The following is a 13198-nucleotide window of genomic DNA, read 5'->3' on the forward strand; positions in this document are numbered from 1 at the left end:
CGAACAGAATCGCGGCAACATGCCTCGCGACGAGATGATCCGCAGCGCTGAGCGCATGATCACGTTCTATCTCGCGCGTGTGAACGACGACGACTGGCCGATGATCGACGCCAATCTTTCGCTCGTCGACCAGACCCGCGAAAACCTGCGCCATGTGGTGCGCGGCATGCCGGCACGCCAGCGCGTGTACGAAGAAATCAAGGCGCGCGCTTCCACGCGTTTCGCGCCGATGACGGTCGCGCGTATCGTCGGCGACGGCAATACGGCACTGGTGGCGGGCAGCTATGCGATCCCCGGCACCTTCACTCGCGAAGCGTGGTTCCAGTACGTGCAGCCGGCGATCCGCGATGCAGCTACGAAGGAGCTGCAGGCGAAGGATTGGGTGCTCAACACGTCCGCGTCCGACGACCTCACGCTCGAAGGCAGCCCGGAGCAGATCCAGAAAACCCTCGTGGGCATGTACAAGGCTGAATACGCGCAGCACTGGCAGAAGTTCATGCAGGGCATTGCCGTGCAGGACTTCGGCAGCTTCGGTCAGGCCGTCGATGCGATGAACCGCCTGGGCGACCCGCAGGATTCGCCGATCCGCAAGATCCTCGAAACCGCTTATGACCAGACGTCGTGGGACAACCCGTCGCTCGTCAATACCACCATCAAACAGGCGCAAAGCGGCATCAAGGGCTGGTTCAAGAACCTGTTCTCGCGCGCCACGAACGGCACGGTGGAAGCGAATATCGACATCAACGGCAATCCGGTCGAAATCCCGATGGGACCGATTGGTCAGGCGTTCGCGGGTCTGGGCCGCATCGTCGTCACGCACGACAACGGCTCCATGCTCAAGGGCTATATGGATTCGCTCTCGAAGGTGCGCACGCGCTTTAACACCATCAAGAATCAGGGCGATCCGGGACCGGGCGCGCGCCAGCTGATGCAGCAGACGCTCGACGGCAATGGTTCGGAGCTGGCCGATTCGCTCAAGTTCGTCGACGAACAGATGCTCACGGGTCTGACCGACGATCAGCGCAAGGCGCTGCGTCCCCTGCTCGTGCGTCCGCTCATGCAGGCCTACGCCGTGGTGATCCAGCCTGCCAGCGTCGAAGTGAACAAGGTGTGGAATGCGCAGGTGTACCAGCCGTTCCAGGCGTCGCTTGCCAGCAAGTACCCGTTCGCGGGTACGGCGAAGGTCGAAGCCGGCGCGAGCGAAATCGCCCAGATGTTCGGCCCGGACGGCGCGATCTCGAAGTTCGTGAGCACCACGCTCGGGCCGCTCGCGGTTCGTCGCGGCGACACGCTCACCGCACGCACCTGGGGCGATATGGGCCTCGCGCTCACGCCGGACTTCACGAATGGCTTTGCCAACTGGGTCGCACCGCTCGCGGGCGGCGCAGCAGGCGCAAGCGGCGGCTCTACCGAACCGCAGACCGTGTTCCAGATCCTGCCGCAGCCGTCGACCGGCACGACCGAATACACGATCGCGATCGACGGCCAGCAGCTGCGTTATCGCAACACGCCGCCGCAGTGGACCAACTTCGTGTGGCCGAACCCGAGTGGCTCACCGGGCGCTACGCTGTCTGCGACCACGTTCGACGGCCGCACGATCCAGCTCGTCAACGAGCCGGGCCGCTACGGTCTGGAGAAGCTGATCAACTCGGCGCAGCGCAGCCGTCGTCCGGACGGCACCTTCGACCTGACGTGGACGCAAGGCAGCGTGACGGTGTCGCTGAGTATGCGCATCATCAGCACCTCGCAGCCCACCGCATCGAGCGGCGACGCGCCGCAACAGCAAGGTCTGCGCGGCGTGCAGCTGCCGTCGTCGATCGCCGGCGTCGGCGCGGCCGGCGGTGCAGCGAGCGGTGCGCAGGCACAGAACACGCCGGGCGCCAGCGCGCCCGCCGACGCCCAGGCCGCCACCAGCGCGCCGCAAACCACGGCGCCGGCAACCGTTGCTGGCACAACCAACTCGCAGGGAGTTGCGCAATGACGCAAACCGTTCAGGCGCAGATCGCCTACTTCGGCAAAATTCCGTCGCGTGGCGACTTCGTGAAGAGCGCGCACAATCCGCAGCTGCTGCAAACGCTGGACACCTGGATTGCCGAGGCGATGAATATGCTCACCGACGATCCGCGCTGGAAGATCGTCTATGAAGAAGCGCAGCCGATGCACTTTGCGTTTCTCGGCTCGCAAAGCCGCCTGGCGATCGCGGGTCATATGGTGGCGAGTCACGATCAGTCGTCGCGGCGCTTTCCGTTTCTCGCCGCGACCGCGCTGGAAGTCGAGCAGCCGCTCGCATTTCTCGCGCGTAGCCCGCTGGCTTTTGCGCGGCTGTGGGCGCGCGTGTCCACACAGATGCAGCCACTACTAGGACCGAGCGAACCGTCGGGCGCACTGCAGGCGCTAGGCGAGACGCATGTGCCGGTGGACGTGGGCGGCACGGGCAATCCGCACGACGGCACTTTCGCGGACTTCATCGAGCACCAGACGCTGTCCGGTCTCGAACAGATGCTGCTGGCCAGCGGCCATCCGGTGCGCCTGAAAGGCGCGATGCTCGCACTCGGTTCGCTGCTGCGCCCCGTGATGCAAAGCGGCACGGCGCACCTGGAACGCGGTCTGACGCTGCCGCTGCCGACCGATCCGTTCTATCGCAGCCTCGTAGGCGCTTTCTGGCTCGAACTGATCGCGCCCTTCGTTTCGAAGGCCGATTTCGAACTGGCGATTTTCCTCGGCACCATCGCGCAGCGCGAACGGCTCATCATCGGCTTCAACGGCGCGTCTGCGAAGACGCTGCATAGCGTGGTCGATCCGCAAACCTATTCCGCTCACAATATCGATATCGACGACCCCGAATGGGTCGACGATCATGCACAAAGCGACCATGGCATCAGCAAACTCGTCAGCTACCTCGATCAACCGCAACTTTCGCTGCGCGTCGCCATCGACACGTTCCGCGAAGCGTTCATCGGGGAGCCGGTCAATGGCCGCCGTGGCTAAACGCAGCGGCGTGGCCGCGGCGGCAGCGCTGAGCTTCGTCGCGCTCTCCTCGCTTGCAACGCAGGCGTGGGCCGATGACGGCAGCCCCGCGCGCGTCTCGCCCATCGTGACGAACGGTGTGACGGTCAGCGGCACGATCCCGGCCGCATCGGGCGCACCGACCACGTTGACGGGCCAGGCCAATGCCGCCACGCCATCCGCTTCCGCGCCGCGCAGCGCTACGGCATCCACGCCCGCCCCCGTCGATGCGACGCCGGGCCAGGTCGTGGCAGGCGGCAAGGTACCGGACGAAGCGACGCACGCCGCCGTGCTGCAACGCCTGCGCGATACTTACGGCGCGGGCAACGTGGTCGATCAGATCGAAGTGGGCGATGTCGCAACGCCGCCTAACTGGTCGTCGAATGTCCAGAAGCTGATCGGTGCGCAGCTCAAGCAGATTCACAAAGGACAACTGAAGATCGACGGCACGCAGATCGACGTGCGTGGCGAAGTGGGCAATGAAGCACAGCGCCAGCAGATCGCCAGCGACATGGCGAATGCGCTCAATCCCACCTACACGATCCGCAACGGCCTGCGCGTGAGCGCGTCCGAACAGGGCCTGCTCGACCAGACGCTGGCGAACCGAACGATCGAATTCGAAACGGGTAGCGCCACGCTGGCTCCGGAAGGCCGCGCGATTCTCGACCAGATGGCGGCTGTGCTGGCGAAGATGAATACGCGCACGGTGGAAATCATCGGTCATACCGACAACTCGGGGAATCGCAATTCGAATATTGCGCTCAGCCAGGCGCGCGCGGACGCGGTGAAGGGTTATCTCGTGGCCAAGGGAATTTCGCCGCAGCAGTTGACGACCAACGGTGTCGGCCCGGATCAACCAGTGGCGTCGAACGACACCACGGATGGGCGCGCGCGCAATCGGCGGATTGAGTTTCGTGCGGGGCTTTGAGTTTTCCGAAAACTCAGTGACGTAAAAAAGCCCTGCATTTGCAGGGCTTTTTCATTGGACCCAATGCCCGGTTAATTTTCCGACTTCACCCCCAGCATCTCGCGGATATGCGAGAGCGTGCCGTCGTCTTTCACCACCGTCGCGAGCCACTCATGCAGCGGCATACCGGCCCATTCGGCGGCCTTGTCGGCGAGATAGGCGACGGGGCTATGCGGTTCGGTGGCGCGAAAATAATCGGCTACGGCGCGCAATTGCGCGACCGCGTCCGCACGGCTCTGGATGCCGCCATGCGCGCGGCTGGAAACGCGGGTCGGAGTCTGCACAAATTCCTCGTGAGGCAAAGGCGTCATGAAGCTCGGCTCGGTGCGCTCGGGCATGCCGGTTGAACCACTCTGCCCGCCTGGCAAGTCCTGCACAGGTTCGGGCTGCTTATCAAGCGCATCCGGATCGACGCCCACATCGCGCGCAAAGCGCTCCGCAAGCCGATACACCGTCCCGAACGCGTCGCGTGTCTGCCGAAAACTCGGCGCGGAATCGCCCGCCTTGCGCTCCAGTTCCTCGTCAAGTGCGGCAAGCGCCGTCTCGAACGCCTTGAACTGGGCCAGCAGCGTTTCATAAAACGCACGCGACGTCGCGCGGCGCGACGCATCGATCTGCTCGACCGAGGGCTTGCCACGCGCGATATCGTGAGCATTGTCGGGATCGCGCTTGACGGCCTGTGCGACGTGTTGCGCCACGTCCCAATCGAGCGTGCTAAAAGCCACATCCGATTGCGTGAGGGGCACGGCGCGCAGCAATTCCGCCGAGCGTCCCGCGAGCCACGCCACATTGCCCAGACGGGATTCGACATCGTCGCCTTCGGGCAACGGATGCACCTGATCCCAGAAGCGCTCGATCAGGCCAGTCAGCACCGCATAGCCCTGCGAGAGGCCGGGCACGCCCTCCTGAATCGCGAGTGCTTCGGTGAGCCACACGGCCACGCGCAGATCCTTGGTCTGCGTGGCGAGCAGCGCCGAACAACGCTCGGCCACGAAGGGCCAATCGGCTTCCTTGATTTCCGTGACCCATTCGCCCTGATCGAGCGACGGATCGTCGAAGCGCCGTGCGAGGGCGATCGCATCGAAATCGGCGGAAAACAGCATATCCTCGCCGCACGGCGAGCTTTCATTGAGTGGCGCAAGCAGCGCGGTGTAATCGGTCGACATGGTCAATTCACGGTGTATTCGAACTCGCCGGCCTCGTTCGCGCGCACGCTCACGTGTTGCAGCGCGGTGCCGTCCGCCATGCGCTCGAGCACCTGTTGCGCGAGTTCGGGCAGCAACGTGCCGTTCAGGATGTGATCGACATTGCGCGCGCCCGAATCCACTTCGGTGCAGCGAGCCAGCACGGCATCGACGAGCGAATCGTCCCACTCGAACACCGCGCCATGGTTCGCTTCAATACGCCGGCGGATGCGTTCGAGCTTGAGTTCGATGATCCCGGCGAGCACGTCGTCCGGGATCGGGTAATACGGCACGACCTTCATACGCCCAAGGAATGCAGGTTTGAAGGTCTTGTACAGTTGCGGTCGCAACAATTCGGCCAGCGCGTCGGCGTCGGGCAATTCTTCGGCCGGTTTGTTCAGACAGGCCTGCATCACCGCCGACGAGCCCACATTCGAAGTCAGGATGATGAGCGTGTTGCGGAAGTCGATCGCGCGGCCTTCGGCGTCGTCCATCGTGCCCTTGTCGAAGATCTGGAAGAACATTTCCAGCACGTCCGGGTGGGCTTTTTCCACTTCGTCGAGCAGCACGACCGAATACGGATTGCGGCGCACGGCTTCGGTCAGCACACCGCCCTCGCCGTAACCCACATAGCCCGGCGGCGAGCCCTTAAGGCCCGACACGCTATGCGCTTCCTGATACTCGCTCATGTTGATGGTCACGAGCTTGCGTTCGCCGCCGTAAAGAATATCGGCGAGCGCCAGCGCGGTTTCGGTCTTGCCGACGCCCGAGGGCCCCACGAACATGAACACGCCGCGCGGCTTGTTGGGATCTTCGAGGCTGGCGTTGGCCGTGCGCACGCGCTGCGCAATCGCATCGAGCGCATGGTCCTGACCGATCACACGCTCGGCAAGCAAGGGGCTCAGATTGAGCACCGTCTTGATCTCGTCCTTCACCATGCGACCCAGCGGAATACCGGTCCACGACGCCACCACCTCCGCAACCACGTGGCCATCCACCTGCAGCGGCACCATCGGGCCGTCGCCCTGCAACGCGTGCAGTTGCGCGACCAGCGCTGGCAGTGCCTCGCGCGCGGCGTCCGCATCGCATGCGAGATCGGCGGATGCGCCCTCTTCGCGAGCCGCGTCGATGCGTTCGCGCAGCGCGGCGATTTGCGCCACGAGTTCGCGTTCCTGCGCGTAGCGTGTTTCGTCTTCGGCGACTTCGGCGGCGGCTTCGGCGCGCTGCGTGCGCAGATCGGCGAGCCGTTCGTCATGCGCCGCGCCATTTGCGGCTTCGCGTTCGAGCGAAGCGATTTCCGCGTCGATGCGTTCGATATGGCGCTTGCCGTCATCGATAGCGCCCGGCGTCGAGCTATGCGCGAGCGCGACCTTCGCGCAGGCGGTGTCAAGTACGCTCACGGCCTTGTCCGGCAACTGGCGCGCGCTGATATAGCGATGCGAAAGACGCACGGCTTCGGTAATCGCCTCGTCGAGAATGCGCACGTTGAAGTGGCGCTCCATCAGCGCGGTCATGCCGCGCAGCATCGCCGCCGCGAGCGCTTCGCCAGGCTCTTCGATCTTCACCACCTGGAAGCGCCGCGCGAGCGCCGCGTCTTTTTCGAAATACTTCTTGTACTCGCTCCAGGTGGTGGCCGCGATGGTGCGCAACTCGCCGCGCGCGAGCGCCGGTTTCAGCAGATTGGCCGCGTCGTTCTGGCCCGCCTGACCGCCCGCGCCAATAATCGTATGTGCCTCGTCGATAAACAGCACGATAGGCTGCGGGCTCTTCTTGACTTCGTCGATCACGCTTTTCAGGCGGTTTTCGAATTCGCCCTTCACGCTCGCACCGGCCTGCAGCAAGCCCATGTCGAGCACGCGCAGCGCAACGTTGCGCAACGGTTCGGGCACGTCGCCTTCTGCAATACGCAGCGCAAGTCCTTCCACCACGGCCGTTTTGCCCACACCCGGCTCGCCAGTCAGAATCGGATTGTTCTGGCGGCGGCGCATCAGAATGTCGATGGTCTGGCGAATCTCGCCTTCGCGTCCGATCACAGGGTCCACGCGGCCTTCGCGCGCGCGCTGCGTGAGATCGGTCGTATAGGTATCGAGCGCGGGCGTTTTCGACGGGCCGGCAGCAACCTGCTCTGGCGTGTGCTCGTCCTGTGCGCCGCTGCGCTCCACCTCGCGCGGCGCGGCTTCGACAGAGCCTGCGGTCAGTTCGTCGAAGCTATGTTTGAGTTCGGCCACCGGCACTTCGGCCAGACGTGCCGACATGCGCTGGGCGAACTGCGCGAGATCGGGCGCGCTCAGCAACGCGAGCAACAGATGCCCCGAGCGAATGCGGCCGATCTGCGTATCGAGCGAGGCGATCAGCCAGGCCTGCTCGAACAGCGCGATCAGATGGGGCGAGAACACCGGCGTGCGCGTATTGCCTGTTTTCAGGCTCTGCAATTCGCGTTCGAGATCGGCGCGCACGGCATGCGGATCGATCCGCGACGCGCGCAGCGCACACACCAGATCGCTCGCCGGCTCTTCGATCAGGGCGAGAAAAAGATGCTCGAGATCGACTTCATAATGCCCGCGCGAAAGACACGAGCTGGCCGCCCGTTCGGCCGCGAGGCGGCAGGTCGTGTTGAGCTTGGTGATCAGGGTCTTGAGAGGCGTGCTCATGTCGTGATGGCGTTCCGGGCGAGATTCGGTTCAGTCGTCAATGGGTGACATGCAATTCGTAATGCGCGTCGGCGCGGTCGCGATCGGCGGCATGGGTGCAGAGAAAAGCGTCCCAGCCAAGCCGCGAGCCGCCGCCAAGCTGGCTCGGCCCGACTTCCGTGCGGCGCAGCACGAGCCGCACCTCGTATTCGAGCGTCACACGCCCGAGCAGCGTCAGCATGCGTTCGAGCGCGATGGCGCGTTCGCCGCCCGGCAAAAATGCTTCGTAATCCTTGATGGATAGCGGGCCGATCACGAGACGCGCACGCATATCGCGTTGCCAGACGCGCTGGCCCGCGAGCGCCGTCGCGCCCAGCGCGACATTGCGCTGACCCAGCATCGAAAGCTGGTCGGGCGGCACGTCATACCATTTGCCGACAAACTGCTCGATGCGCACGGGCACGTTGAAGTACTCGGACAAGGTGTTCTGCAGATACGCCGCAGAAACGGGCCGATGACGCGCGGCGATCGCGTGGCCGGCAATGGCCTCGTCGAACAGCGCACCGCGGCCATCGTGCAGACCTTCGCGCGATTCGTCGTTGGCCACGCCCGCAAGCGCGAGCAGCAGGGGCAGATAGCGCTCGTCGCGATCCAGTTCGTAATGAAACGGCAGGCGGTACTTCTTCCACGCGTTATAGAAAAGCGCCGTCGCGCGGTTCGAAAATACGTCGAAGAATTCGCGCGCGGCGCGATCGCGCTTCAATTGCTCACGCGCGATCAACTGCTCCGTATAGTGCAGCGGCAGCGCGCCCTGCCCGCCCAGCAAGCCGAAAAACGCGGGCGTGATCTCAACCTGAGCAAGACGACCTGCATCGATTGCCGCGTCGCGTGCATCTTTCTCCGCGAGCGGTTGGCCAGCCTCATCGTAAGACGTAGCCTGCTCGATCTCGCTTGGCGGAAACCCGAGCGACAGCGTATTGCGGAACGACACGCGTTGCGCGAGCACATCGCGTTGACGATCTTCGGCTTTATCGACAAACCAGCGCTCGAGCAGACGCACCGCCTGAAAAAATTCGAAGCGGTGCGGCTCGTCGAGCAATCGCTCGATTACACGAGGATCGATTCGCCGCTGCGGGGCTTGCATCGCAGGATCTCCTCGCCGGTGAGTTGCGAAATCACCACCAGTTGAACAAAGCTGTTGATATGAACGTAGAGCCCGAAGAACACGTCGAGCACGCGCACGAAAGTGCCCAGACTCGTGCCGACGAAATGGTCTTCATCGACAGTCACGCGAATTTCCACGCCGCGCACGAAGGTGGCAAACGGCTTGCCGGGCAGCCATTGCACGGCGGCGCGCTGCTCCACGTCGACGATGCCGTCGATATGACGCGACGATACGGCCGAGCGACGCATGTCATAGAGCGCCAGCATTTCCTTGAGCGTGCCCGCACCGCCGCCAGTAAGCGAAACGTGACTCAGCGACAGATGCGAAATCAGACGCCAGTGCGCGGCCTGGCGGCGCTCGAAACGCACGCAGGGCGTGGGACGCGCGAGCAGCGAAATCTGATTGGTGAGCGAGCCGCCTTCCATGAACAGATCGCCGCCCTCCAGACCCACCGCCAGACCCGCGGGAAGATCGCGGTTGGTGCAGGTGAGTTCGAGACTGAGCGTATCGGTCTGCTCGGCGGACGGATCGAAGTCGATATCGACGATCGAAATTTCGGTTTCGTAGCCAGGGCTCTTTTGCGCGACCCAATCGTCGCGGCGCGCAAACCAGTAATGTCCTGCGCGCGCAGCCTCGCCGTGACGCAGCGAATAAAACGGCCGGAATTCCACCACCGTTTCTTCATTGGCGCGTTGCTGCACGAGATTCACCGAGTCGATCGAATAAACCTCGTAAGCGAACGCGCGGCGCGCTTCGGCAATCACCGGATAGGCGATCGTCTGATGATTGAGGCGGATCGGCTCGCCATTCTGCTTGAAGAGATTGACGACCGGCGTGCAAAAGAGCCGCAGATGATGGGCCGCGAGCGTGTCGAGCAGACGCGCCTCATGCGAATCGCCACGCACTTCCTTGAGCACGATATGCAGCGTGAGGCGATGACAGCGGCCCGTGGCCGCGCTCATCGCCGCGAGGTCGAAATCGACGAAATCGAATTTGGCCGGAAACGCGAAATATTCCGTCAGCAACCGATAAGCCGGATGCGATTTCGCGGGGAAATCGATCAGCGCTTCATTTTCGGCAAAACCCACCTGGGAAAACGGCAGTTCGCGCAACGCGGTCCAGCGTCCATTGCGCTCGGGTTCCACCCACGCGCCAATGGCATTGACGAACAGGCAATCGCCCAGCGCCGCGATAAACGACTGCTCGCCATTCAAATACGCGCGCAATTGCGGCACTTTCAGCGCGGCGATATCGAGTTGCGGCGAGGTCGATTCGAAGGTGATCGAAATCACGCCCGTGGCGTCGCCCGGCAGCACGATCGAACTCGGCGCCATGGCCACCGGCATATAGCGCGCTTCGGCCACGCGGATCGGCGCGAGCGTGACGTCGTAGGCGGTGCGAAAACGGCACTGCACGCCGCGCAAAGGGCGCGATTTCAACTCCGTGCCGCGCGCGATCACTGCGGGCGCGGTCAGATGGCCGAATGCCGCCGCCGTGCCAAGCTGCGCGACGGAACACGAAGGAAAAGGCCGCAGATAATGCGGATAGAGGACTTCGAGCAGCGCCTCGGTGAACTCGGGGTAGTCGTCATCGAGCCGCTTGTTGATGCGCGCGCCCAGCAGCGCGAACGATTCGATCATGCGCTCGACGTGCGGATCTTCGCAATGCTCGCCCGACATCGCGAGCCGCGCCGCGATCTTTGGGTAGCGCTCGGCGAATTCGCGCGAATAGCGTCGCAGGAACGACAACTCGCGCTCGTAGTACGGCAACAACTCTTCCATCGCGATTCCCCGCCCCCCAGAAACTGCTTTGCGCCGCGCCTCGCGCTCACCGCGTCGTCACGCGGCGCCGGGCACGGCCTTGCTTATGTCTTTGCGCGTGCGCGCGAGACCGAATACTGCAGCGTCGATGGCTGCAGCAATGCATCGAAGTTTACCGGCTCTTCGGCCGGATGAACGACCAATAATGCCTGTATGGCGAAATTCAACACGCTGGTCGAGCGCGCATTCAATTCGAGCGAAACGTTGACCCGCTGCAGGCGCGGCTCGTGCCGCTCGATGGCCTGCTGGATCGACTTGCAGATAAACGACCGGTCGTAATGGCTCGCAAGACTCAGCCCCGCGAAATCGCTCAGCCCATACGTGAGCAGCGATTTGCGGCACTCCGGCAATTGCGCGAGCATCTCTTCCGAAAACGCAATGCGCGTATTCAGGATCGACTCCAGGTCGCGCGCCACCGTGGCTTTCAATTCGTCCAGCGACAATTGCCGCATTGCGGCGGCTGCCGGCAAGTGCGGTTCGTCATCGAACAACTTGTCGAAAAAACTAGGCTCGAATCGCTTCATCGATCAATACAGCACAGGGCAAAAGCCCGAACGACGCGCGCGGGTTGATTCACGCGAATCGTTCAGGCTGTCACGACGTTAGACCGCGTAGGTCTTGTCGTTCTTCGTCAGGCTCCATGCACCCTGAGCGTTACCGCCCTGGTTGCCGCCGATCTTCTGCTGCGTGTACTTCCACTGCACGGCAGCGTACTTGAGCGAGAACTCTTCGCTCGGCAGACCTTCGCCCACCACGGACGGCGTGATGCTCGAAATGATCACGTACTTGAGCTTGACTTCGAGGTACTTGATGCGGTTGCCTTCACCGTCCGAACGCATGAAGTCGATGGTGACTTCGTCGAACGTCGTACCGCCCGAAGCGTGCTGGTACAGCAGCGGGCTGACAACGTCGATGTCCTTGGTGAAGCGCATGTCGGCGTGCTCGCAGCGCTCGGACGTATGGCCGCCCGCCGTCGAAGCCGTTGCCGAACGCGGCTGGAGAATCGAGTGGTTCCACGAATCGATTTCGATCCAGTTCGCGTGGTCTTTATCCTGCGACTCGCCCTTGATCGCAGGATTACCGAATTTTAGGTAGATGTCCTTCATAACGTATCGCTCCCCATAAAGGTGGTGTGTACGGCGGTGACAGCGCGATGACTGCCCGCCAGATGGACCGCAACTCAAGCGCCAGGCCCGGATACCGTCGAAGCCTGCCCTGGATGCGTCAGGCAGCGCGAGTCACGACGGTTGACCCACGCGGCCTGTCTGTGCAGCTCCAGGGCGTTGCTGTGTGACGCAACGCCCCGCTGCAACGATTACTAATACGTCTTCGACGAACGACGGCGGCAGCTTTACGAGCCGGCCGGCTTCGGCAGATCCGCCACGAGACGCAGCGAGATCGACAGTTCGTCGAGCTGGAAGTGCGGGCGCAGAAACGCAACCGAACGGTACGAACCCGGACGGCCCGGAATTTCCGCCACCTGGATCGAGGCTTCACGCAGCGGAAACTGCGCCTTCTGCTCCTGGCTCGCGTTGTCGTCCAGCAGCACATACTGCGAGATCCAGCGATTGAGGAACACCTCGACGTTCTGTGCCGACGCGAAGCTGCCGATCTTGTCGCGCATCATCGCTTTCAGGTAATGCGCCACGCGCGAAACCGAGAAGATGTACTGCAATTGCGCGGAAAGCACGGCGTTCGCATTGGCGCTGTCGGTGCTGTATTTCTTGGCCTTTTGCACCGATTGCGCGGCGAAGAACGCAGCGTAGTCGGAGTTCTTGCAATGCACGAGCGGAATGAAGCCGAGGTCGCTCAGCTCTTTCTCCCGACGATCGGTGATGGCGATTTCGGTCGGGCACTTGAGCGCGATTTCGCCGTCGTCGGTCTTGAAGGTGTGCGTCGGCAGGTCTTCCACGAGGCCGCCGCCTTCCACGCCGCGAATCGCCGCGCACCAGCCGAAGTCGTCGAACGCCGCCGTGAGGCGCGCCGCGAAGGCCCACGAAGCATTGCACCAGAGGTACTTGCTGTGATCGGTGCCGTCGACTTCCTCGACGAAATTAAAGCCTTCCGCCGTCTGGCCGTCTTTCGGATTGAACGGCAGGCGGCCGAGAACGCGCGGCAGCGTGAGGCCGACGTAACGCGAATCTTCCGAATCGCGGAACGACTTCCACTTTGCGTATTCGACCGTATCGAACACCTTGCCCAGATCGCGCGGCTTGCCCAGATCGGCGAACGATTCGAGGCCCATCAGCTCCGGCGACGCCGAAGTAATGAACGGCGCGTGCGACGCCGCCGCGACATGCGACATCTGTTCGATGAAGTACATGTCCTCGGGCTGGCGCGTGATTTCGTAGTCGCCGATCAGCGTGCCGAACGGCGCGCCGCCGAAGGTGCCGAACTCTTCTTCATACACCTTCTTGAAGAGTGCG

Annotated in this window: 10 protein-coding genes; 3 read left to right on the forward strand and 7 right to left on the reverse strand. The window is 63.2% G+C overall.

Features of this window, described 5'->3' with window-relative positions; all coding sequences use genetic code 11:
* From VG320_RS24475 to VG320_RS24485, 3 genes are all read left to right on the forward strand, one after another.
* Positions 1-1981 (forward strand): ImcF-related family protein (locus VG320_RS24475; protein ID WP_327202645.1); only part of this gene is annotated, 1981 nt, incomplete at its 5' end.
* On the forward strand, positions 1978-2988 hold the full coding sequence (gene tagF / locus VG320_RS24480; protein ID WP_327202646.1) for a type VI secretion system-associated protein TagF: 1011 nt from the start codon (positions 1978-1980) through the stop codon (positions 2986-2988). The genes VG320_RS24475 and tagF, both read left to right, overlap by 4 nt.
* On the forward strand, positions 2972-3934 hold the full coding sequence (locus VG320_RS24485) for an OmpA family protein (protein WP_327202647.1): 963 nt from the start codon (positions 2972-2974) through the stop codon (positions 3932-3934). The genes tagF and VG320_RS24485 overlap by 17 nt, the downstream gene beginning before the upstream one ends.
* Before the next feature lie 71 nt (positions 3935-4005).
* On the opposite strand, the gene tssA is transcribed toward VG320_RS24485, so the two are convergent.
* The 7 genes from tssA to tssC form a co-directional block, all read right to left on the reverse strand.
* Positions 4006-5139 carry a type VI secretion system protein TssA gene (tssA, locus tag VG320_RS24490; protein ID WP_327202648.1) on the reverse strand — a complete coding sequence of 378 codons (1134 nt, stop codon included), beginning with the start codon at positions 5137-5139 and terminating at the stop codon, positions 4006-4008.
* A 2-nt stretch (positions 5140-5141) separates the two neighbouring features.
* Entirely contained in the window at positions 5142-7808 is a 2667-nt protein-coding gene (gene tssH, locus VG320_RS24495; RefSeq protein WP_327202649.1) for a type VI secretion system ATPase TssH, read from the reverse strand.
* A 37-nt stretch (positions 7809-7845) separates the two neighbouring features.
* Positions 7846-8931: a type VI secretion system baseplate subunit TssG gene (tssG, locus tag VG320_RS24500; protein WP_327202650.1), complete on the reverse strand. Its 1086-nt coding sequence runs from the start codon at positions 8929-8931 to the stop codon at positions 7846-7848.
* Entirely contained in the window at positions 8895-10733 is a 1839-nt protein-coding gene (gene tssF, locus VG320_RS24505; protein ID WP_327202651.1) for a type VI secretion system baseplate subunit TssF, read from the reverse strand. The genes tssG and tssF overlap by 37 nt, the downstream gene beginning before the upstream one ends.
* Before the next feature lie 83 nt (positions 10734-10816).
* A complete protein-coding gene (gene tssE / locus VG320_RS24510) occupies positions 10817-11296 on the reverse strand; it encodes a type VI secretion system baseplate subunit TssE (protein WP_327202652.1) in 480 nt (159 codons plus the stop codon).
* 78 nt (positions 11297-11374) lie between these two features.
* A complete protein-coding gene (locus VG320_RS24515) occupies positions 11375-11878 on the reverse strand; it encodes an Hcp family type VI secretion system effector (protein WP_027815282.1) in 504 nt (167 codons plus the stop codon).
* Between the two features lie 245 nt (positions 11879-12123).
* Positions 12124-13198 (reverse strand): type VI secretion system contractile sheath large subunit (gene tssC, locus VG320_RS24520; protein WP_327202653.1); only part of this gene is annotated, 1075 nt, incomplete at its 5' end.

The sequence above is a fragment of the Paraburkholderia sp. genome (genome assembly GCF_035948235.1).
GTDB lineage: Bacteria > Pseudomonadota > Gammaproteobacteria > Burkholderiales > Burkholderiaceae > Paraburkholderia.